A 22822-nucleotide genomic window follows, 5' to 3' on the forward strand; every position below is an offset into this window, starting at 1 on the left:
GGCCAGTAGGACTTCAAAAAATATTAAAACTATTTGATTCATGCGAATATAAAAAATTATGGCAACTTTTTAATACAAAATTGGTATAACCAATTCACCTTGATATCCTCTTTTGATAACCTCTTTGACACAATAAATAAATTAATTTACTGAAGCTATCAAATTTTTTATGAGAAAGAAAAGTCCATTGTGGTTTTTCCTCCTTTGATTAATAGTCTTAGATATGCTCAAAAATATACTTATATTTTCTATAATTTTTTCATTGACTTTGATCCCAATTATCTATTTTATCTTTTTTCATATGATTCATATTGTAACGGATCTAAAATTAATTTAAAAAGAGATTTTTTTATATTTTTTACCATTTCATTCACTTTTTTCTATTAATGAAATAATATTTTTATCACATTCTTTGAATCAGTCTATATTTAGATATTTCTTTTTAAAATCACTACGAAATATTAATTTTTTATCAGTTTTTAATTCTTCGGTTTATTTTTAAATATTATTCCTTGTAATTATATCGACTGTTTGATTAATATAATCAACTCTTACTCAAAATTTAAGACTTTATAAGTCACTGATTGATTATTTTCTTTTGGATAAATAAAAACAACTGCATCATTTCCTAAGGCGAGCTCTAATCGAATATACTTTTCTTATTTAATATCTAAACTAAGAATATTAATGTAAAAATCTTTAGATTTTTTCAGATCGTCAATAGAAAAATCGCTGAATATATTTTTCAATTTAAATATTTTTGATTTCTCCTTTTTTTAAGGATAGAAATTTTTTTAAATCAACTAATTCACCTTCATTGTATCTCTATAAGTAAGGATCTGAAATCGCATAAATAGGGATAAGCGACCATCGATTCCACTTCTTTTTTACTTATCGAAATAAAATTTCCTTCATTGAGATAATCTTCATATCTCACTAAATTTTTTTCGAAATAATAAGTAATTCAGAACCAAATAGTATTTATATCCTAGAGATTCATAAAAAGCATATGTTCCGCTTTCTCTTCGATGATTATAAGTAATAAGCTCCATTATATTCGATCTATGCTCGATACGATATTTTTCTGCTAATGCCAGCAATCGATTTCCAATTACTTGACCTCGGTAATTTTCATTAATGATTAATATGTAAATGTGTCAGTATTTTCGATATATTCTGAATTTTTGATAGCGCCTGAAAGCAATTAAACCTACGATTGTATTTTTTGTTCGGCGATGATCATTTTATGGTTAGTAATATTAAAAGCTGCCATTCGTGCTTCCACGCTTTCTAATGACATCAAATATCCTAGTTGTTCTAATAAATTTGCTAATTGAGATGCATTCTTTTATGTTGCATTTAGATTTCCATTTTAAAACGTAGGCATCTTAAGGTGTTTGTTAACCCTTTCGTGTTTCTATTAGATCTCTATTTTCTTAATTCAAATTTTTCATCAATTTTTTTCAAAGTATCAACTAGCCTTTTATAAGTAATTCCTACCTGTTGCACTATCGTTATACCTACAAAGCATTGTTAACAGATTTCTACGACGCGCGTCGTTGCAAAACATAGCGAGCATAATTCCGACCGGTTTTGCAAAAAATTCAACATAGCGCTTAGAAAATTGTCTCTCTTCATTCATAGAAAATCCAATAGATAAAATTAATGGATAACAATAAAGACTTATAAATGGGATATTAATAGAGACAGGCAATTGAGGTATGTTATTGGAACCACGAGCTCTCCTATTGATAATCTGATTAATCGTCGAATAGGGCTCAATAATTTCTTCCGAGGGTTGGGAAAATTTTTTGATTACGTATAATCGCAATAGGGTCATCTTTTGCTCTATTTTTTCTAGCAATATCATGCACAATATCATGCAGACGAGTTGCTGAAAGAGACACTACCTGTGCTCTTCCGGCTTAAAACGTAAATGGATTGATTCGACGGCATAGAGATCGGGATTTTTTAATGAAGTGGCTACATCCCACTCTCGTTCGGGAATATCCAGTTTAATAATTCGATCTTCCCTTTCCGCCTTATAATCTATACCATGATGATAAATGTCCATCCCCTATGCATTTTAGGACTTAATAGTAATCCACCATTATGCATGGGATCACAAAAAAATGAATATAAAGTAACGTTAAACAATTCCGGACCACATTTATCGCTAGCGAATATAAAATAAAAGATTCTGCATGTCGATGTTCTTACTGAGGATTAAGAGTGAATTTGATTTCTGCAACTCCTGGGTCTGTGGTCTGCACCTCGAACATTTCCGGAAAGCGCATCGACCAGTAAATTTTGGCCTGCCCGATAATTACCCTGATTTTTTCGACATTAGTGTCAGCAAGAAAAGCTTGCCATGTAAAACCCACATGTACTTCTTCATCTCCTAAGCCTTACTGATGTAAAAAAACAATAGAAATATGGTTCACCCCTAAATGTAATAAGTCCATCGATTAATAATTTAAAATCGATGTGTTTTTACAAAAATGTTTGAACAGGATCTAGTATTTCAACTGTAGATCGGATATGACAGCTAATACTACCTGCATCAGCTTTTATGGCACTCAAAGTAATTTCCACATAACCTACTGGAAAAAAGGCGTTTTGATTATACTTCGATCTTCACTCTCTGCCAAAGAATTCCTAGTATAAAGAGTTGAGACAAAAATTAATCATGAGTTTACAGGCGAACGAAATTTGGCTAAATAATCCAGTTCTTGGGTAAGATAATTAAGAAAAAATAGAAATTTTACGCACATCCTAACATCCTAATTTGCTTATTTTTAAAGTTTCGGTCTAAATCTGTTAAGCTGGTTATTGTTTACGTATTATAAAAAATGCACTGCTTAAAATTTGTAATGAAACGACTTACCTAGGTGAACGGATTTCTTTGGGATTGCCTCTGCCTGAATTATTCAGTTGTGCGCCTATATACATGTCTATTAAAGTCGTTCACGGAAAAGAAAAAAGATCATTTTCTCTTAATCATTGCTGCTCTACATGGTGATCAACTTAATGGTATGGAAATCATTAATCGTTTATTAGACAGCCTTCTTAAAAAGGCTTGCGAGGATTTTTATTGCCATCCCGGTTATGAACGTATACGGTTTTCATTAATTGATCTCGCTATTTTTTAACACACAGGCGGGATCGACTTCGATCGAAGCTTTCCGGGTTCTAAATACGGCTCTCATGCCGCGTATCTCGCCGATCTTTTCACTCGAGAAATATTAATAAAAGCTAATTATTGTATTGATCTTCAGACAAGTCGTTTAAACCAAAATAATTTAACTCAAATTTATTTTAATTTCTATGACGAAACTTCTAAATAATTAGACGTTTTATTTGGCGCTCTAGTAATTTTCGGACACCCCTATCAAAAAAGGGTCATTGCATGCATTAACCTGTAAAGAAAGAAATTCTTTGTTAGTCTATAAAGCTGGAGAAGCTATGCGTTTTACTGAACATGCCATCAAAATAGGTATCAAAGGAATTTCTAAATTTAACCATGATACCCGACTTAGGATGTCATCTTCAAAAAGATAATTAACATTTTCTTTACTAAAGGCACCGTTTGTGTTCATGCTTTAACTAGTGGAATTAGTTTTTCCAAATTAAAATTGGGACAGCGTATTTCAAAAGGTGGAATTTTATGTGTAATTAATTAAAGATCCTTTTGGAGGTATAGAAAATGTCACCATTATCAACCCATAAGAAGAAATTATCGTAGGTAAAAACAATTTACCGTTAGTACATGAAGGCAAAATCTTGTTCTAAGTCGCCGTTTTTTCAGAAATAGAAAAGCGGATCCCCATCTCAAAAACTGAAGAGAAAAAGCATCGAAGAATTTAAAGAAGCCGAATAATTGTTATGGCAATCACAAAGAAATCACCTATTTCATTCTTTGGTCTCATTATATAGCTATTAGCTTCTGTTTTTTTCTTATACGAATTCTTTCTTAGAATATTCATTGGGACTGTGGCATCACAAATTATCCCAGATTTGCATCTTTCTCCAGAATCTTTTGCTCTTGTCGGCTCCGATTATTATATCGCTTACGATATCATGCAAATCCTGGTAGAGATTTTAGGAGAAAAATTTTGAGTCAAATAGATTATCATTTTTTTACTTTGATTTGCGCTAGTTCAGCTTTATTATTTTCAAACACCACAGGATTCACCTTCGCTTTTTTTCAGTTGAACACTCATGGGCTTTAGTTCTTCTTTTGCTTTTGTTTGCTTGTTAGTAATTGCTACAACTTAATTTCCGCGATATTATTTTGGATTTTTTGCAGGCGCTTCACACACTTTATTGGAATGATGGGGCCACTTCTAGCTGGTGGTCCATTGATTTCATTTCTAGCCCAAGTTCATGGTAATTGGCGACTAGCTCTTGCTACCATTCGCGTATTTGGAGTTGTTTTAACTTTCCTCAGTTTGCTTATTGTAAAAAATAAACCACGTAGTCAAGAAATATTGGTTTACTTGAAAAGATCTAAAAAATTTCTCAACGCTTGTTTTATTTCAAAACTCGAAAATCTAGTATATTACTTTTTATTCAGCAAGTTTTTATTCATCTCTTTTTATTCTTGGTGCTATTTGGGGTACTAATTATCTTGAATCAAGAAGCCTTTTTTAGGCACTAGCTGCTGACATGATTTCTTTCACCTAGTTTGTTTTTGCTGTCCGGTGTCTTTTGCTGGGGGATTTCTCGAATATTGCAAAGAGTCGAAAACCAACGCTTATTTTTTGTGGATACATAGGATTATTTGGCTACAACGCTAACTTCCGGAATAGACTTGAATAACACATTAATAATTTTTTGGGAGATTATCTCGCCCTTAATCAGTTTATTTATCAAATCTTTGGTTAACGGCTATTCTCTTTCAGAAACTGACTATTGGTTTTAGTTTTATGCTCCTACTCAATATTTTATCGTTGATATTAGCAAACTCTCTGGTAAAAGAGACCTACGCAAAACTATAAAAAGAATTAATTATATTGAAGATTGATTCTGAAATTACTTAGCTAAAAATCAAAAAGCTAAACTAACTTAATAAATTATGTTTTTCTTATTTTTTTCTTTTTCCTCTTTTAAGGGTTTAATCTCCGAAGTGACAGAGGATTCTGAAGATTCAGGCGATTCCGTTGCTGGCGAATTACGCAATGCTTCTATATCCTTGAATAAATCATTAAGTAATCGATTAATTCTGGTAAATTCTTTAGCTTGCTCAGCATGTGTTTTGGCCAATTGTTGCGTCAATAAACTAAGCTTAGCAATTTTCATACCAATTACATCATCAGGATTAACATCAGGCGTGCTACCTTCTAGACTAATCATTGACTTAATGTTATTTAAAATACCTTGTAAATCAAATTTTTTACTAGAATTAGTCATGACTTAACCTCTTTATTAATTAAATATTGTTTTATAAATGTTTTGACTTTATCATCAATTATCTTTAACGCATTTGAACCACGAGTAATTTTGGCCACACTAATCAAGGTCGTTAGAAATTTCTCGCTGAGTTTTTTCTCCTTTTATCAGCTCACATTAATTCTGGGCGCATTGCCAATCGCTCTTTTTCTTCCAAGGTAAATAATAAATAAAAAATTTCATTCAGTTATTCTGTGGTTCCTGCCTTCTGGTATAAAATAAGAAACTTAGAAAAACCTTTTGATTTTAGTTAATTTTAGAGACATCCTTCCCTCCTTATCAGAAGGATTAGACAACAAGGGAAAAATAATGTCAACAGAGCTCCGCCATCACTTTGAAGCAGTTAATGTAAAAATGCCATTCTTTAAGGAACAGTTTGCGCTTCAATATGATCTACCAAAAGTTGTAATTTCTTGCACCCTTGAAATTCATTAATGTCTAACCGATAAGCTAAGTATACGTATTCACAATGGAAATTAGGCCACTCTTCCAGATTAATATGAAAAGCAATACCATCCAGATAATAATTGCTTTCAGGAACTTGCAAAATTAACTTTAAATGCTGCTGACCTACCACCCGTTGATTAACCAATTTAAAACAACCATCGAAAATAGGCTCCGGAAAGCCTTGTCCCCAGGGCCCCGCCTGATCTACTAACTCAGCAAGTTCGAGAGTTAACTCTTCCGAAGTTAACTCTCCATCACTTATTAATCGCAGCCGAAAGTCTTCCTCATTAAAATTTCTTCCCACTTCTGTAGCAAATGCTTGTTGAAACTCTTCATAGCGCTTTAAGGGCAAGCTAAGACCTGCTGCCATAGCATGGCCCCCAAATTTGGTTATTAGGCCTGGATATTTAGTAGCAACAGCTTCCAGCACATTGCGAATATGAAGCCCAGAAATAGATCTGGCAGATCCTTTCAAGGTATCATCATTCATTTTTGCAAAAGCAATCGTGGGGCGATGAACCCGTTCTTTCACTCGGGAGGCTACCAATCCAACAATCCCTTGATGCCATTCTTCCTTATATAAACAAACGCCAGGTGGCAACTGCTGGCTTAAATTAAGGTGATCAATGGCACTAAATGCCTCTTTTTGCATTTTGGACTCAATAACTCGCCGCTCTTTATTTAAATCATCCAATTGATAGGCAATATCTAAAGCCGTATTTCTGTTATCCGCCAAGAGACAAGCAACACCTAAGCTCATATCATCTAAGCGTCCCGCCGCATTTAATCGTGGACCGATGGCGAAACTAAGGTCTGTAGCCCGCAATTTTTCTCGTTTACGCCCGGAAACTTCCAATAATGCCAAAATTCCTTCATGGGCTTGGCCTGCCCGAATGCGTTGTAACCCTTGATGAACCAATATCCGATTATTTTTATCTAATGACACAATATCGGCTACTGTGCCCAGTGAGACAAAATCCAAAAATTTCGCCATATTAGGGCAATCGAGTCCACTTCGTTCAAACCAATTAATTTTTTTAGTTGTGCACGAAATGCCAGCATGAGATAAAAAGCCACCCCTACGCCCGCCAAACATTTACTAGGAAATTTATCTTCTTTGCAATTAGGATTTATAATCACACACGCAGGTGGCAATTGCTCGCCCGGGAGGTGATGATCAGTAATTAGCACATCGATTCCTAATTGATTTGCTCGGACCACACCCGCATGACTTGAAATTCCATTGTCGACCGTAATAATTAAATCAGGCTGTCGAGTGGAAGCTACCTCTACAATTTCTGGCGTCAAGCCATAGCCATAAGCAAATCGATTGGGAACCAGATAAGAAACGTTTTCTAGCCCGAATTCACGCAGCGCGCTTACTGTTAAAGCAGTACTTGTTGCTCCATCCGCATCGAAATCTCCAATAATCATAATATGCTGTTGCTCTTTTAGAGCCTGAATTAGACGCTCCGTTGCTTTATCAATTCCGGACAATAAAGAGTAAGGTAACAATTTTTTTAATTCGCGGGATAATTCATCCGGTGAATTAATATTTCTTGCCTGATAAATCCGCCGTAAAACCGGATGAGGATGCTCAAGACCCTCAGTTAATTTTCGTGCTTCGCGTCGAACAATTTTTTTATCCACAAAACTTCCTTTTTAAATTACATTTTCGCTATGGTCCTAATGTTGACTGTAAATAATAACAATAACCATTGTCGGGATACAAGCTTACCATTTCAAATTTATTTTTAGCGATTCTAAAAATTTTGAAGTGCTAATTTTAATTTAAGTAAAAGATAAAATTAGAATTGATTGGATTATTTGGTGATTAAACACTCTAACGAGATTTTGTAATTTGCTTTTTCCTTGCCGAATCAGAAGATAACTAATTCAAAAAATTAGGATAAAAACAGAAAAACACAGATATTCTCTTCTCGCGATTTACTTGTTTTCGTCGTGTACCGAGCATTGAAACCACCCGTTTCTTTAATATTTTCTTAAGCTTGAGAAGCTCCTATAATGATCTTCCATTGAAAGAAAGCACAAGAAAACCCAAAATAAATCATGATCCATATCTTTTATAATGAAGGATTCCCAATTTTAGATATTGATGAAAATTTTTTCCTACGGGAACAAATAGTCAAGGACTTAGAAGCTTTCTTCGAATACTACACAAATCCAGAAGTCACTCGTTATATTCTTGCTTCTAACCCTAGAAATCTAGTCAAGGCTACCGCTGAAATTCATTATTGTCGAGATCTTTTCAAATACAAACACGCCATTTATTGGACACTTGCGCGCAACGAAGACGACTACATGATTGATAGCGCTATTGGTCTTTATATTAACAATCAACACTATCGCACTGAAATTTGTTACGATCTCTCTCGTCATTATTGGAATAGAGGCATCGTGAAAAAAGCATTGCGCAAGGTAATTGAATTTTGCTTTAAAAAAACAGCAGTTCACCGGATTGAAGCAATTAGTTTAAAGGAAAACATGATCTCTATCGCTACCTTCAAAAAAACAGGTTTTTCATGGGAAGGGCCGATGAAAAAATATCGCTATTTCAATGGACGTTCCCATGATATTGAAATTTTTCCTATTATTTCGGAAAATGAATCACCTTAACTTTTCCTTGCACCTTAGCTACTTCCTCTTTAGGAATATTTTTTCAAAAGCTCTTGACTAATTCGGTATTGAATTTCTTTATTAGATATGGTCAATTATGTAGCTTTAAACTTACCTACCCTCGGTCGAATTATGAAACAACCTCGTGCGCTCACACCTTTATTTTTCACCGAGATGTGGGAGCGCTTTGGTTTCTATGTTACCCAAAGCCTTCTGATCCTCTATCTCACCAGTGCGCTTAACTTTGCTGATTCACAAGCTTACATGATTCTCGGCGAGTTTACGGCACTCGTTTACATAGCTCCTTTGGCAGGGGGCTATTTAGCTGATCGAGTGTTTGGCGCTCGTTATGCTATTCTCATGGGCGCTATTTTTTTAGGCATTGGCTATTTCTTGCTAGGGATTGCTGGTCAAAAATTGCTATTCCTTAGTCTTTCAATTCTCGTAGCAGGCAATGGACTATTAAAGCCTAATATTTCAAGCTTTTTAGGCGAATTTTATTATGAAGACGACCCTCGTCGTGACGCGGGTTTCACTTTATTTTACATTGGCATTAATCTAGGCGGTTTATTAGCCTTAGGAAGTGCCGGTTTTATTCAAGAAAAATTCGGGTGGAATATAGCCTTCCTTAGTGCAGGGGTTGGTATCGCTATTGCCCTGTTGACATTCTGCTTCGGTTTCAAAACCTTCGAAAATCGGGGGCTTCCTATCCCTCCTAATCAAATTTCGCCTACATTTTTGAGTGGGTTGCGCTATAAAAGTAGTCTTTTTATACTCTTTCTGCTGACTATCATGATCGCTTATTTTTTGTTGAGCAGTAACTCTTTTGCTACCTTGTTTCAATTAATTCTTGGTGTTTTTATCCTCATTGTTTTGTTCATTATGAACAGTCATTTGAAAAAACGGGTTCGGAATAAATTTCTTGCTCTGATTATTATCGTTCTCGCTTCCATTGTTTTTTGGGGAATGTTTTTTCAAGCTTTTGCCTCCGTTAATTTATTTACACAGAGGATTGTCGATCGACATATTTTTGGTATATTGATTCCTTCACCGGCATTTATCGCTCTAGAATCCATTTTTATTATTTTATTGGGACCTTTCTTAGCTTCCTTATGGCAACGCCTGCATACTAAAAAACTAGACCCGACACCCGGGATAAAATTTTCGTTCGCCATGCTTTCTATCGCTCTTGCTATGCTTTTATTAGCACTGGTTATCCATTGGACCGAAGCAAGCGGTCTGGTCCATCCGCTCGGGATCGTGATTTTTTATTTCTTCTTAACTCTTGGGGAAATGCTCCTCTCTCCTATTGGTTTATCCATGGTGACAGAGTTGTCTCCTCCTCATCTTACAGGGTTAATGGTGGGAATTTGGTTTATGGCATTGGGATTCGGAGGGCAGCTCTCAGGATTTTTAGCCGAAGCAGCTGGGATTTCTCACCGAGTTCAAGATATTCACGCGGCAAGCGAAATCTATAGACACGCCTTTGTGAATAATGCCATCCTTGCTTTTATTGTGGGCTTAGGCTTATTTGCACTAAGCCCCTGGTTAAAACGCTTAATGAAAAGCTAACTTAAATCGAGGCTCAAATCTATATTTACTCAAGCCACTTATTTATATTTTAGTTTCAGATGGACGGCGCTGAGCTAACTCAGAAATTGCGATCCAAAGTTCGAGTTATTAAACACCCTCCCCAGGAGATTATCCTGGAAGACTTTCCCAAGTTGGGATTCGACAGCTCTTCCACTTATCAAGCGACAAGTAATGACTCTGATTTGATATTAAAACCCGTGCATCGTTAAAGATCCTATTTTTAGAAAAAGGTAATTTATTTAGTCTTTTGTGAGGTTCTACACCCGGACGGTTGCTCTCCTCATCCTTCCAATACACGAGAACGTGCTTAAGTCAAATTATGTCCAACGGAGCCGCTGAACAAGATACCCTAGATTGGATTTGAACAAGAATATACCCCCTTTCAGGGTGCTAGCCACTCGGCTGGCTCAATCAAGGTTTATCTTGCTCCTCAAGAGCCTTTGTATTGTGGTGTAGGGGCAGATGAAGTATTTGGCCATTCTTTAGTGGGGGAAGAATACGCCCACGCTTTTTTGGATGCCGGAATTATGCTTTTTGGCACGAATGCGGAAGTGATGCCAGGACAATGGGATGGGAATTCCAAATTGGTTATCGTGGTGTTGATGATAAATCCCTGATCCCCTCACTGTTTCTGATCACCTTTGGCTTGCTCGATGGTTACTGTATCGCATTGGAGAAGAGTACGTACGTACTACCCTTCACCCGAAACCCATCAAAAGGGGATTGGAATGGAGCTGGCAAGCACACTAAATTTCTTTACTAAAAGTCATACGGTGATTCAAAAACAGGCAAAAGAAGCTATTGACAGACTATTGAGCGGCTCTCCAGACACCATGAAGCGCATAATCGGCGTTGTTAAATGGGGGGATATGGTCCTGAAAGCTTACTGGAAAGCATGAAACGGCTCATACCTCACAATTTTCTTTTCCGGCATCGTGTGGGTGCTTTCGTTCAAATTCTACGGCCTGTAGCTTCGCGAGGATACGGCTAATATTGAAGACTGCGCCCGAAGAAGAACCCCCGCCAGAGACCGCTCGACCAGGCGCTAACGCCGACTTCTACCAGGTAGCGGCCATTCTTTTAGAGGTAATTCATTCTTTTAGAGGTAATTTATATAGAGGCAATTTATAGGATTGAATTGCCCGAAACCGATCCGGTAAAAACGATGGTATAGGCATGCACTAACTTATAAAACTTATAAATTAAATAATCGATAGTAATTTTCGGTAGTTTTTCGAGCGACTTCGTTTGGAGAAGTATTTTTTAATTTCGCAATGGATTCGGCTACATAGAGCACATATTGCGGTTCGTTCTTCTTACCTCGAAACGGGACAGGAGCTAAATAAGGAGCATCCGTTTCGATCAGCATCTTTTCCAAAGGAACTCGTTCAGCAACTTCAGCCACATTTTTAGCATTTTTAAAAGTCACAATGCCAGAGAAAGAAATATAAAAGCCTAAATCCATCGCTTGCTGTGCCATTTCCCAACTTTCTGTAAAGCAATGCATCACTCCACTCACTGCTTTTGCATTTTCTTCCTGCATAATTTGAATGGTGTCGACTTGGGCATTGCGAGAATGGATAATTAATGGCTTAGCGAGTTTTATAGCCACTTGAATATGGCGACGGAAACGATCTCGCATCTCCTCCAAACCGTCTTCATTATAGTAGTAATCCAAACCCGTTTCACCAATGGCTATTACTTTAGGATGATTGGCTAATTCAACTAATTCCGCCATAGAAGGTTCGCGATCTACTTTTTCACTAGGATAAAGGCCTACACTTGCAGAAACATTATTAAATTGTTCTGCAATTTCAATAACCCTTGGTGCATTTACTAAGTCAACACCTACACAGAGAATGTGTTCAACGCCGACATTTTTCGCTTTTTCAATTAAAGATTTTAATTTTCCATCATAAGGGGTTAAATCAAGCATATCTAAGTGACAATGGGAATCAACTAACATTTGTGCGTTTCCAACATCAAAAAAATTTCTTCTAAAAGCAATTGTGAGTTTACTGCTGTTGAGCCTGTAACCACCCGCCAAGTTTCTTGCAACCGTTGCAATATCTCAAGCAACTTTTCCTGTGACAATACCGATGAGAACTCCTGTAAAAGTGGCAAATGATCTGCGTTAAAGACAAAATCATGACAATTAAACTGCAAGCGCAGAACATCCATAAGAAAGATAATGATAATATGCAGAATTAATTTAATATCTTCTTTCAATAAAGCATTTACAACCGTCACGGCCAATTCACGTTGCGTTACTGTGTTTATTAGTGACTTCAATAAACGATCCCGCAATGGCAAATAATTTAGCGATTCTAATTCTATCGCTTGCAATGGAGCGTAATTCGCTACTACTAACAATTGAAGTGCTTTATTTTTATCTCCCTTAATCTGTGCTTCTATCCATTGAAGCACCGCTGGGTCAAAATAAACCTTAAATAGAACTCGTTGACATCGACTGACGATAGTCGGTGGTAAAGCTCCAGGCTGATGAGTAACCAAGATTAAGAGAACTTGTCCTGAAGGTTCCTCCAAAGTCTTTAAAAACGCGTTAGCCGCTGCTCGATTCATTGCTTCAGCAGGTGAAAGAATCACTACTTGATAATGGCCCTGTTGCGAAGTTTGATTGAGCGCAGCAATTAGCTCGCGAATTTGCGCCACTTTAATAGTTTTACTTTTTTCTTCCGTACTCACTTCAAAAAAATCTGGATGGTTCCCGACACGAAATAATTGGCAGCCTCGACATATCCCACAGGCTTGTGTCTGATTGCGCTTACAAAGAATTAATTCTGCTAACGATTTAGCAAATCTTGATTTACCTAAACCACGGCTACCGGTTAAAAGAAGAGCATGAGGCATCCGACCTTGCTGATGACGAGCTACAATTTTGTCCCACTGCTTTTGTTGCCACGGGTAAATCATTTAGTTCTTAGCCTCTAATTTTACTTTGAGATTAATTTTACTTTGAGAAAGGTCTACTAATAGCGGGTCGATTACCTGGCGTAATTGCTCTCTAACCGCCGATAATTCCCGATCTGCATGAATCATTCGAAACCGTTTGGGCTCGCGTCGCGCTTGATCAAGATAACTCTCCCGTACTCGCTTGAAAAATTCCAGACCCTCCGCTTCAATGCGATCTCTCGCTCCACGGCTCTTTACACGACTTAAACCGACCGAAACGGGCGCGTCCAATAGAAAAGTGAGATCCGGTTTTAAATTACCCTGAACCCATCGTGCTAATTCTTCGATGTGTTTAACTGCGATTCCACGGCCCCCGCCTTGATAGGCAAAACTCGCGTCGGTAAAACGATCGGACAACACCCACTGCCCCCGCCGCAAAGCTGGCAAAACCACTTGTGTAATATTTTGCGCACGTCCTGCAAACATTAATAATAATTCGGTATCGGGGGACATCATTTCGCTGTAATGATTGAGCAACACTTCACGAATGGCTTCGGCAATGGGCGTACCACCCGGCTCTCGGGTAACGACGTAAGGAATATGATCAATCTCCAGGCACTCACAGATATATCGGAGCGCTGTAGTTTTTCCTACCCCTTCAATTCCTTCAAAAGATATAAAACACCCTCGTTCATTTTCCATATTTTTCTCCTAGTGATAGATAAGGTGCCACCCATGGTGGAATTGTAATGATTTCTTCATCATTCCGTTGGTATTTTTTTACTGCTTCGCGATGGGCTTGATACGTAGCGGAAAATATATGGCTCCCATCTCCCCGAGCAACATAATAGAAGGCGTCCCCAGCAGTGGGATTTACAGCAGCCAAAATAGATCCAAGCGATGGCATATCAATTGGCGTTGGAGGCAACCCATAATTTTGATAAGTATTATAAGTGGTATGAGAGACTAGGTCTTCTTTAGTAATCGGGCTGTCGTAAGGCCGCCCCAATCCGTATAAAACCGTGGGATCTATTTGTAAAGGCATTCTTTTTTTTAAACGTCGCAAGATCACTCCAGCTACTTCAGGACGCTCTCTGGATAATGCAGTTTCTTTTTCTATTAATGAAGCAACAATAAGCGCTTGATAGGAATTTTTATAAGGTAAATTCTTTGACCGACTTTGCCAAGCTTTTTTCAAAATTGTTTGCATTCGATCATAAGCTTGACGCAATATTTGAAAATCAGTCTCCTCCCAAGTAAAAAAATAAGTGTCAGGGAAAAATAGCCCTTCAGGATATCGATTGTCTCCCAATTTTGCCATGATTTGTTGGTCGCTCAGTTCATTAATCGTATGCAGAATATGAGAGTTAGCTTCTAACGCTTCTTTAACTTGACGAAAGGTCCATCCTTCAATAAAGGTGACGCTTCGTTGTTTCACTTTTCCTGACACAATATTGTCTAATAACTCTCGCGCAGTCATAGTGCGTGTAACTTGATACTCTCCAGCTTTTAATAAAGAAGCATCTTTCATAAGGCGAGCTAATAAAATAAAAATTTGTGGATGCTTCATCAAACCTTCTTGGAATAAATGGTAAGCTAAATAACGAACCCCAGTTCCGGGCGGTATTGTGATCATAGCCGCTTGTTGTATTTCCCTTTCACTACGCATTGGCATATAAACAAAACGATACCACACAATGGCAAACCACGTTCCCAAAATTAAAATAAGAAGGGCAACAATAGTGAAAACGATTTTTTTAAATAACGACATGAAATAAAGTATGAAATAAAGTTTAGACCTTCCTTAGCACCAATGTACCGTTGGTTCCTCCAAATCCAAAAGAATTTGACATCACTGTAGTAATGTTTATTTCCCGCGCTGTCTGAGGGACAAAATCTAAATCACAGTCTTCATCGGGATGTTCTAAATTAATCGTCGGTGGCGCCACGTTATCTCGAATAGCCAAAACCGAAATCACCGTTTCAACTGCCCCCGCGGCCCCTAACATATGGCCCGTCATTGATTTTGTAGAACTTATAGCTAGTTTATAAGCATGATTCCCAAAAGTTTTTTTGATAGCCAGCGCTTCCAGATGATCCGCTGCCTGCGTGGAAGTGCCATGAGCATTAACATAATCTACTTCTTTAGCAGGAATCCCGGCATCGAACAAAGAATTTTTCATACAAGCGTAAAAACCATTACCACCCGGAGCAGGCGCTGTCATATGGAAAGCATCCCCGCTCATTCCGAAGCCAATCACTTCCGCATAAATGTGGGCACCACGCTTTTTTGCGTGTTCCAATTCCTCTAATACCACAGATGCCGCTCCTTCGCCTAATACAAAACCATCTCGATCCTTATCCCAAGGACGACTAGCTTTTTCCGGTTCATCATTTCGGCTTGAAAGTGCGCGCGCCGCTGAAAATCCACCAATCCCCAAAGCCGTTGTAGCCATTTCGCTCCCTCCCGCTACCATGGCATCCGCATCATTATGCGCAATAATTCGTGCAGCATGACCGATATTATGAAGACCTGTGGTACAAGCGGTAACGATGGAAATATTAGGGCCTTTCAAATTGTAGTTTATAGATACTATCCCAGATGCCATATTAACGATGGCACCAGGGATAAAAAAGGTGAAAGTTTACGGGGCCCATCGATCAATAGCGTCTGATGATATCTTTCAATCCATGGCATTCCCCCAATCCCAGAACCAATGGCAACGCCTACTCGAGAAGGATTGATTTCATCGACTACAAGCCCAGCGTCTTCGATGGCTTGGCGAGATGCCTCCACAGCGAATTGAACAAAAACATCTGTTCGTCGAACTTCCTTAGGGTCTAAGGACAGATTTGGATCAAAGTTTTTTACTTCTGCTGCAATTTGCGTAGCAAAAGCGGATGCATCAAAGCGCGTAATACGGGCCACTCCGCTTTTGCCTTCTAAAAGAGCGGCCCACATATCTGGAACATTGTTTCCCACTGGGGTTACTGCTCCTAAGCCTGTTATCACAACGCGTCTCTTCTCCAATTTAGCGCTCCTCAGAGAGACCAAGCAGAAAAAAATCACAATTTAAAAATTGATCAGTTAATCAGTAGATTCACTTGCAGAATGTGATTTAATATAATCAATCGCTTGCTGAACGGTCGTAATCTTCTCTGCCTCTTCATCGGGGATTTCAGTATCGAATTGCTCTTCCAATGCCATCACCAGCTCAACCGTATCTAAAGAATCGGCACCGAGATCATCTACAAATGAAGCATCATTAGTGACTTCTTCTTCCTTTACTCCTAATTGCTCAATGATAATCTTTTTGACTCGTTCTTCAACTGTTGCCATATTTTCGGCTCCCCTTCTTAAAAACTAAATAAGTGCATTCGGTCAATAGTAACATTTTGTTACTTGTATTCAAGCGCTATACCATACACATTCCACCATTAATATGCAATGTCTCCCCGGTTATATATCCAGCTCCCTCAGAGGCTAAATAAACTGCGGCTTTAGCGATTTCTTCGGGACGTCCCATTCGTTTCATGGGCACCCGAGTCAAAATAGCTTCTTGTTGCTTTTCCGACAATGCGCTTGTCATTTCCGTTTCAATAAAGCCAGGAGCGATACAATTCGCTGTAATGCCGTAAGCAGCATGTTCTACGGCGATAACTTTCGTAAGACCTATAAGGCCAGATTTAGCAGCGACATAATTTGCTTGCCCGGGATTTCCCATAATGACTACGACCGAAGCAATATTGATAATCCGGCCCCACCGCTTCTTAAGCATTGGCTTCAAACACGCCTTAGTCAAATGGAAAACACCATTCAAATTGGTTTCAATAACGGCTTCCCATTCTTCAGGCTTCATGCGGAGAAAAATGTTATCACGAGTAATACCTGCGTTATTAATGAGAATGTCTACCGAACCGAAGTTTTCCTGCATATTAGCCAAAATAGTTCTCATAGCTTCTGAGTCGCAAACGTTTAAAGAATAACCTTTTCCTTTAAAACCTTTCTCGGCCAAGATTTGAGTAATTTTATGAGCGCTCTCTTCGGAGGTAGCCGTTCCAAGAACAATAGCTCCTTGAAGACCTGCTTCTTTAGCAATTGCTAATCCAATACCACGAGACGCTCCCGTAATTAACGCAATTTTTCCTTCAATAAACATACCCTCATATTCCTCTTCATTTAACTAAAGGCTTTTTTTACTTCATCCGCTCTAAGGCAGCTAAAATTAACTCTGTCGTTGTCAGTGGGAATGTTTCACTTCGGCGTTCGATGCGCTTATTCAAACCTGCTAATTTATTATCCGGACCGCACTCTCCAAAGAATTTTATTCCACGCTTTACCATTTTTTGGATAGTTTCTACCCATCGCACAGGATCTACGAGTTGCTTCACCAACGCAGTGCGAATTGCCTCGGCCCCCTGATGCTCAGTGACATCTATATTGTGGATCACAGGAATCGTAGGCGAAATCATGGTTACCCCGGCTAAATCCCGCGCAAGACGTTGAGCCGCCGGCTGCATCAAAGGGGAGTGAGAAGGCACACTGACGGGAATGCGTTTAGCAATTTTAGCGCCCTCAGTTTTAGCCAACGCAAGAGCACGTTCCACAGCCAATGCATCTCCAGATATTACCGTTTGAGCAGGAGAATTTAAATTGGCAGGCCTCACAACCGCGCTCTGGGCCGATTTTTCGCATATCGCTTCGATCTGCGATTCACTTAAACCAATAATCGCTCCCATTGCTCCTTCACCTGGTGGCACCGCCTCTTGCATGTAGCGACCTCGGCTTTCTACTAATTGAACAGCATCTGCAAATCTCACTGCTTTCGCGCAAACCAAGGCTGCGTATTCCCCTAAACTATGACCAGCCATCGCTTGAGGCGGAAACCCCCTAAATCCTCCCAACACCGAAAAATAGCGACATCGACTACCAACAGAGCGGGTTGGGTAAATTGAGTTTGGTTCAGTTTTTCTTGAGGACCCTGTTGGGTTAGCGCCCATAAATCATATCCCAGAACAGAAGATGCTTCGTAAAAGGTTTCTCTAACTAAAGGTTGCTCTTGAGCTAATTCTCGGAGCATCCCCAGGTGTTGAGATCCTTGACCTGGAAATACTAAAGCAAATGGTATAGGCATGTTGTTATTTCTCCATTTGTTATATTTCTCCATTAATAATTAATACTTTAATAGAGCAGCACCCCATGCCAATCCTGCTCCAAAGGCTTCTAACAATAAGGTTTCACCACGCTGAATTTTGCCGGATCGAACAGCAACGTCGAAGGCTAAAGGAATAGAAGCAGCAGAGGTATTCCCATGTTTTTTAATAGTTAAAATAACCCGCTCCAGAGGTAAGCCAAGGCGTTTAGCTGTGGCTTGAATAATCCGCATATTTGCCTGATGAGGTATCAACCAATCAATATCTGATCTTTTAAGGCCGCTCTTTTCCACAGTCTCATCAACAATTTCTCCTAATTTCGTCACAGCCACTTTAAACACCTCATTACCCCGCATTCGCAAAGGAAACTCATTTAATTCGCGATCCCATATAGGACTTTTAGAAGTAATTAAGTCTGCGTAGTTGCCATTAGCGTGGAGAATCATTTTTAGGATTCCCGGTTCTTTATCGGCTTGCAAAATTACCGCTCCAGCTCCATCCCCAAATAAAATGCAGGTACTTCGGTCTTGCCAATCGACTATTTTTGTTAGCGAATCCACTCCAATGACCAAAATGGTTTTAGCACCGCCCGTGCAAATATACTGATCTGCAACGCTTAATCCATATACAAATCCTGCACACGCCGCATTTAAATCAAAAGCAGGAATATCATCTCTTAAATTTAAATGGCGCTGGACTAAACAAGCCGTACTTGGAAAATAATATTCTGCCGTAGCCGTTCCCACGATAACCATATCAATAGTGGAAGGGTCAATCCCAGACATTTCAATAGCACGTTTGGAAGCACTGACCGCCATCGTGGTAGTGTTATCAGGGCTCGTAGCGATAATATGGCGCTCTCGCACGCCTACCCGTTTCATTATCCATTCGTCTGAAGTTTCTACCATTTTCTCCAAATCCTCGTTGCTGAGGACTTGTTCCGGGATATAGCTACCAACTCCCCGAATACGCGAATACATCATTAGGTCTCAGACTCCTTAAGCACACTGCTCACTTTTTCTTTAATGAGCTGTGGAATATTTTTATTGACTTCGAGAATGGCTTCTTTCACAGCCGAAATGAAAGGATTAACATTGGCACTACCGTGACTTTTTATCACAATCGCATTTAAGCCTAAAAAGGTTGCTCCATTATAACGCCCAGGATCGACTCTCTTTATTAAGCGTTTAAAAATAGGGATAGCGGGTAATACTGCCAATTTAGTCCACCAGGCCTCTTTGAAAGCCTCTCGCGCATATTGCGCAATTAATTTTGCCACGCCTTCTGTAGCTTTTAATACCACATTCCCCACAAAGCCATCACAGACAACCACATCGGCGACATTATCAAAGATGGAGTCACCTTCCACGTACCCAATATAGTTAATCGCTTTGCTTTTCTCAAAAAGCTTGTTGGCCTTTTTTACTAGCTCGTTCCCTTTAATTTCTTCTTCACCGACGTTCAGCAATCCCACTCTGGGGTTAGGGATGCTATCAGAAGCCGCTGCTAAAATAGACCCCATCACAGCAAATTGGTATAAATTTTCAGGGCTGGAATCAACGTTAGCACCCAAATCCAAAACCCGAACTTCCTGTTCATTTTTGGTGGGAAACGAAGCAGTAATAGCGGGACGGTCAATACCTGGTAAGGTTTTGAAAACATAACGAGCTGTTGCCATCAAAGCACCGGTGTTGCCCGCACTGACGCAAGCCTGCGCCCGACCTTCTTTTACTAAATTTATAGCCACTCGCATCGAAGAATCTTTCTTCGTCCGAAGCGCTTGAGAAGGAACTTCGTCCATTGCTACCTCCTCAGTAGCGTGCACAATTTCCCATCGATCCCTCACTGATTTACTACCCTCTGTTATTAAGGGACTAAGCCGCTCCTCTTTGCCTACTAAGAGAAGTTTGACATGGGGGTATTTCTTAAGAATTGACAATGCCGCGGGCACAATAACTTTGGGACCGTGATCACCACCCATAGTATCCAGTGCTATTGTCTTCACCACTAATGTCTTCACCATTAATGGTTACTCTTCGTCTTCGTAAGACTCTTCTGAAGTAATAACTTCACGGCCTTTATAATATCCTTCTGGACTAATATGATGCCACAAATGCGTTTCCCCCGTCACGGGATCTTTGGATAATACGGGAGCACACAGCTCATCATGCGAGCGACGCATACCGCGTCTTGAACGAGTTTTACGACTTTTTTGTACTGCCATTGTCTCTCTAACTCCAAGGTATGACATTGCTCGTGCTTGGGGCTCATCGGTAAGCTGAGCAATAATTCTTCTTCTATTAGTTCTGTTAAAGTTACTCTCTGATTGGTAACTAACAATGATTCCATAGGCTCAGGCCGGGGGGCCCGAGGGGGCCCCGCCACAGGGCAATCGCTATTATCGTCCCTCTCACCGGGTCTTATACAAGGCTTTACGTTTATATCATAGCTCACTGCTTCGCTACAACGTTCGCATTCGAATGTGAGATAGGGTCCTCTCCGGACCTCCGGACACCCACTTTTAATAAAACGAAGCCTAAACTTTTCTTGGCCAAACTCAAAACAAACCACTACCACTTCCCTCGCCTTTCCCATTAAGGGAAGCAGTCGCGTTAATTCCTTTAAAGGCACTTCATCTTCTAAGGTTGCTCCGACGATCGCAAAGCTTAAAGGGATTGATTTTTAATGGTAATCAATTGCTTACTCTCTTATCCAAATCTAACGAGACAATGGTATATGGGAACAGGATGGGTGTCAAACCGCCACCAGTGAGTGAACTCTACTGGCGATCCAAACTTTCCACAATGACAATCAAGAGGTTTACTGAACACTAAATAAAGAATATTCAAAGGCTGAATTGCAAATTCGCAATTCGGAGTTGCTATTCTGCTCAACAAGCTCGCAGATCTCTTAGAAATTCAAGGAGAGAATTCTTTTCGTATTTAAAAAGAGCATTAGCACATACTGATATTTGAAGGCTTACGCGGTTTTGGAAAAAATAAAAAAGCTTATCTTAGCAGGCATCAAAGCCTTGGAACGAGGAAAGCCTCGTATTAAACTGATTGACGCCGAAAAAAATTTCAGTTCCCTTGTTAACTTATTCTTGTTAACTTAATTTAAAAACAGCCCCGGGATTAAAAAAAATTGCTTTTGCTGGAAGCTATCGACGACGTAAAGAAACCGTAAGTGACCTCGATCTAATCGCCGTTGCTAATACGTTGCTAATAATGGTAAAAAAATTATTGAATACCTTACTGAATTTGATAGAATATCACTCGTTATTTCTCACGGGACCATTCGCTCAACTGCGGTTTTACATTCTGGTGTCCAAGTTGATTTGCCAGTAATCCTACAAAAAAGTTATGGTTCTACCTTAATTATTTCACGGGATGAAAATCTCATAATATCGCCATCCGCAGAATAGCTATGAAAAAAAATTTGAAAATAAATAAGTATTGTATTTACAAAGATAAAAAGCAAATCGCCGGAAAAACCGAAAAAAAATTTTATGAATTATTTGGTATCTCTTATATAGAATCCGAACTTCTGGAGAATCATGGCGAAATCGAAGCTGCTCTAAAACATCAATTACCGAAATTAATCATTTTAAAAGATAATTGAAGGGAATTTGCATTATCATATAAAAGCTACCAAACGGGGACGCTACTCAATTGAAGAAATGGTAAAGGCAACCTAGCCCAGCCAGCCCAAGAAAAAGGTTATGAATATCTCACCATCACGGATCATTCATAGCATCTTTCCGTGGCACGAGGTTTGAACATAAATCACTTTATGGAACAAATTAAAATTATTGACAAGCTTAATGAAAAATTCAATGGTTTTACTATTTTGAAATCAATTGAAATCGATATTTTAGAAGACGGAAAATTAGACCTTCCAGACGAAGTCTTAAAAGAATTAGATTTAACAGTTTGCTCTATTCATTACAAATTTAATTTATCCGAAAAAATAAACTGAACGTATTCTTCGAGCCATAGAAAACCCATACTTTAATATACTAGACCATCCCAGCGGGCGACTCATTCGGCGCCGCGATTCCCTATTTCCCTATTCTGTTAATGTAGAAAGACTAATTGAAGCGGTAAAAGAAGCGGTAAAAACGAACGGGTGCATTCTAGAAATTAATTCCCAACCCGAACGTAATTAGACTTAGATGATGTTCATTGTAAAATAGCTAAAGAAATAGAGGTTAAAATGGCAATTTCAACTGATGCCCATACCATCAATCAAATGAATTACCTTAAATTTGAGATTGATGTGGCCTGGGCCCCCCATGGTTGGCTTGAAAAAAGATGTTGTTAATACCTATTCTCTTCCCAAGCTCAAGAAATTATTGCGATGAAAATGAATTTACATCTGCTAAGAATTTTGGTACTATTCGGACATGAAAAAGAGCTCATAAGAAAATTGGGATTATTTATTGCTATTTTAGCAATAGCTCTCGTTCAAAATAGCTCCTATGCCAATGCAGTGCTTACTGACTCTCAGCCCCCTAAAAAATCTAAGAACATTATAACTAAAACCAATCCTCAACATATAAGGTACTACGATAAAAAAACAAAATGCTACCACTATAAGGTGTTTAGCTCAACAATATCAAGTTAAA

General features: G+C 38.8%; 26 protein-coding genes and 2 pseudogenes. 8 read left to right on the plus strand and 20 right to left on the minus strand.

All coding sequences use genetic code 11. The features are described 5' to 3' along the window. Positions 1-926: 926 nt before the first annotated feature. The 5 genes from MRH55_RS07925 to MRH55_RS06400 all read right to left on the minus strand — a co-directional run bounded on the left by MRH55_RS07925 (position 927) and on the right by MRH55_RS06400 (position 2157). Positions 927-1100, minus strand: a complete 174-nt coding sequence (locus MRH55_RS07925) for a hypothetical protein (RefSeq protein WP_369421124.1) — start codon at positions 1098-1100, stop codon at positions 927-929. A gap of 383 nt (positions 1101-1483) precedes the next feature. Further along, complete coding sequence (locus MRH55_RS06385) at positions 1484-1840, minus strand: fructose 1,6-bisphosphatase (protein WP_369421126.1); 357 nt, start codon at positions 1838-1840, stop codon at positions 1484-1486. Then, a complete protein-coding gene (locus tag MRH55_RS06390) occupies positions 1779-1907 on the minus strand; it encodes a hypothetical protein (protein ID WP_369421128.1) in 129 nt (42 codons plus the stop codon). The genes MRH55_RS06385 and MRH55_RS06390 overlap by 62 nt, the downstream gene beginning before the upstream one ends. Then, entirely contained in the window at positions 1907-2074 is a 168-nt protein-coding gene (locus tag MRH55_RS06395; protein WP_304985359.1) for a hypothetical protein, read from the minus strand. The genes MRH55_RS06390 and MRH55_RS06395 overlap by 1 nt, the downstream gene beginning before the upstream one ends. Continuing rightward, positions 2050-2157, minus strand: coding sequence for a fructose 1,6-bisphosphatase (locus tag MRH55_RS06400; protein ID WP_304985360.1), 108 nt, complete (start codon positions 2155-2157; stop codon positions 2050-2052). Before MRH55_RS06400 ends, MRH55_RS06395 begins: the two co-directional genes overlap by 25 nt. Positions 2158-2936: 779 nt before the next feature. Here MRH55_RS06400 and MRH55_RS06405 point away from each other — a divergent pair. Together MRH55_RS06405 and MRH55_RS06410 are read left to right on the plus strand one after the other, a co-directional pair. Beyond that, on the plus strand, positions 2937-3152 hold the full coding sequence (locus tag MRH55_RS06405; protein WP_304985361.1) for a hypothetical protein: 216 nt from the start codon (positions 2937-2939) through the stop codon (positions 3150-3152). Between the two features lie 841 nt (positions 3153-3993). Further along, positions 3994-4119: a hypothetical protein gene (locus MRH55_RS06410; protein WP_304985362.1), complete on the plus strand. Its 126-nt coding sequence runs from the start codon at positions 3994-3996 to the stop codon at positions 4117-4119. Positions 4120-5067: 948 nt separating this feature from the next. Here the strand turns inward: MRH55_RS06410 and MRH55_RS06415 are convergent. Next, positions 5068-5412: a hypothetical protein gene (locus MRH55_RS06415; RefSeq protein ID WP_304985363.1), complete on the minus strand. Its 345-nt coding sequence runs from the start codon at positions 5410-5412 to the stop codon at positions 5068-5070. A 403-nt stretch (positions 5413-5815) separates the two neighbouring features. Beyond that, a pseudogene (gene recJ, locus MRH55_RS06425) lies at positions 5816-7548 on the minus strand (single-stranded-DNA-specific exonuclease RecJ). Positions 7549-7968: 420 nt separating this feature from the next. Between recJ and MRH55_RS06430 the strand changes: the two are divergent. The 4 genes from MRH55_RS06430 to MRH55_RS06445 all read left to right on the plus strand — a co-directional run bounded on the left by MRH55_RS06430 (position 7969) and on the right by MRH55_RS06445 (position 11027). Beyond that, complete coding sequence (locus MRH55_RS06430; RefSeq protein WP_304985365.1) at positions 7969-8535, plus strand: GNAT family N-acetyltransferase; 567 nt, start codon at positions 7969-7971, stop codon at positions 8533-8535. An 87-nt stretch (positions 8536-8622) separates the two neighbouring features. Then, the gene (locus tag MRH55_RS06435; RefSeq protein WP_304985366.1) at positions 8623-10107 is read left to right on the plus strand and encodes a peptide MFS transporter; all 1485 of its coding nucleotides are present in this window, start codon (positions 8623-8625) and stop codon (positions 10105-10107) included. A 461-nt stretch (positions 10108-10568) separates the two neighbouring features. Next, positions 10569-10745: a hypothetical protein gene (locus MRH55_RS06440; RefSeq protein WP_304985367.1), complete on the plus strand. Its 177-nt coding sequence runs from the start codon at positions 10569-10571 to the stop codon at positions 10743-10745. A 111-nt stretch (positions 10746-10856) separates the two neighbouring features. After that, entirely contained in the window at positions 10857-11027 is a 171-nt protein-coding gene (locus MRH55_RS06445; RefSeq protein ID WP_304985368.1) for a hypothetical protein, read from the plus strand. A 296-nt stretch (positions 11028-11323) separates the two neighbouring features. Here the strand turns inward: MRH55_RS06445 and MRH55_RS06450 are convergent, their stop codons facing one another. From MRH55_RS06450 to MRH55_RS07930, 13 genes and pseudogenes are all read right to left on the minus strand, one after another. After that, complete coding sequence (locus tag MRH55_RS06450; RefSeq protein ID WP_304985369.1) at positions 11324-12094, minus strand: TatD family hydrolase; 771 nt, start codon at positions 12092-12094, stop codon at positions 11324-11326. Then, positions 12088-13062: a DNA polymerase III subunit delta' gene (locus tag MRH55_RS06455; protein ID WP_304985370.1), complete on the minus strand. Its 975-nt coding sequence runs from the start codon at positions 13060-13062 to the stop codon at positions 12088-12090. The genes MRH55_RS06450 and MRH55_RS06455 overlap by 7 nt, the downstream gene beginning before the upstream one ends. Continuing rightward, positions 13063-13743 (minus strand): dTMP kinase, encoded by a 681-nt coding sequence (gene tmk / locus MRH55_RS06460; RefSeq protein WP_304985371.1) that lies wholly within the window; start codon positions 13741-13743, stop codon positions 13063-13065. Next, positions 13733-14812 carry an endolytic transglycosylase MltG gene (mltG, locus tag MRH55_RS06465; RefSeq protein WP_304985372.1) on the minus strand — a complete coding sequence of 360 codons (1080 nt, stop codon included), beginning with the start codon at positions 14810-14812 and terminating at the stop codon, positions 13733-13735. The genes tmk and mltG overlap by 11 nt, the downstream gene beginning before the upstream one ends. Before the next feature lie 22 nt (positions 14813-14834). Then, positions 14835-16072, minus strand: a pseudogene (gene fabF, locus MRH55_RS06470) (beta-ketoacyl-ACP synthase II). A gap of 57 nt (positions 16073-16129) precedes the next feature. After that, positions 16130-16381 (minus strand): acyl carrier protein, encoded by a 252-nt coding sequence (acpP, locus tag MRH55_RS06475; RefSeq protein ID WP_048875142.1) that lies wholly within the window; start codon positions 16379-16381, stop codon positions 16130-16132. Positions 16382-16457: 76 nt separating this feature from the next. Beyond that, positions 16458-17201, minus strand: coding sequence for a 3-oxoacyl-ACP reductase FabG (gene fabG, locus MRH55_RS06480; RefSeq protein ID WP_304985373.1), 744 nt, complete (start codon positions 17199-17201; stop codon positions 16458-16460). A gap of 37 nt (positions 17202-17238) precedes the next feature. After that, entirely contained in the window at positions 17239-17913 is a 675-nt protein-coding gene (locus tag MRH55_RS06485) for an ACP S-malonyltransferase (RefSeq protein WP_304985374.1), read from the minus strand. Further along, on the minus strand, positions 17895-18176 hold the full coding sequence (locus tag MRH55_RS06490; protein WP_304985376.1) for an ACP S-malonyltransferase: 282 nt from the start codon (positions 18174-18176) through the stop codon (positions 17895-17897). The genes MRH55_RS06485 and MRH55_RS06490 overlap by 19 nt, the downstream gene beginning before the upstream one ends. A gap of 39 nt (positions 18177-18215) precedes the next feature. Continuing rightward, positions 18216-19178 (minus strand): beta-ketoacyl-ACP synthase III, encoded by a 963-nt coding sequence (locus MRH55_RS06495; protein ID WP_304985377.1) that lies wholly within the window; start codon positions 19176-19178, stop codon positions 18216-18218. Beyond that, positions 19178-20203, minus strand: a complete 1026-nt coding sequence (gene plsX / locus MRH55_RS06500; protein ID WP_304986161.1) for a phosphate acyltransferase PlsX — start codon at positions 20201-20203, stop codon at positions 19178-19180. Before plsX ends, MRH55_RS06495 begins: the two co-directional genes overlap by 1 nt. A gap of 21 nt (positions 20204-20224) precedes the next feature. Beyond that, complete coding sequence (rpmF, locus tag MRH55_RS06505) at positions 20225-20377, minus strand: 50S ribosomal protein L32 (RefSeq protein ID WP_369421136.1); 153 nt, start codon at positions 20375-20377, stop codon at positions 20225-20227. Next, positions 20323-20790, minus strand: coding sequence for a YceD family protein (locus MRH55_RS07930; RefSeq protein ID WP_369421552.1), 468 nt, complete (start codon positions 20788-20790; stop codon positions 20323-20325). Before MRH55_RS07930 ends, rpmF begins: the two co-directional genes overlap by 55 nt. Before the next feature lie 831 nt (positions 20791-21621). Between MRH55_RS07930 and MRH55_RS06510 the strand changes: the two genes are divergently transcribed. Together MRH55_RS06510 and MRH55_RS06515 are read left to right on the plus strand one after the other, a co-directional pair. Further along, positions 21622-21816, plus strand: coding sequence for a hypothetical protein (locus tag MRH55_RS06510; RefSeq protein ID WP_304985379.1), 195 nt, complete (start codon positions 21622-21624; stop codon positions 21814-21816). A gap of 153 nt (positions 21817-21969) precedes the next feature. Next, the gene (locus MRH55_RS06515) at positions 21970-22173 is read left to right on the plus strand and encodes a PHP domain-containing protein (protein WP_304985380.1); all 204 of its coding nucleotides are present in this window, start codon (positions 21970-21972) and stop codon (positions 22171-22173) included. The last annotated feature ends 649 nt before the right edge of the window (positions 22174-22822 follow it).

Source organism: Coxiella-like endosymbiont, from assembly GCF_030643785.1.
Taxonomy (GTDB): domain Bacteria; phylum Pseudomonadota; class Gammaproteobacteria; order Coxiellales; family Coxiellaceae; genus Coxiella.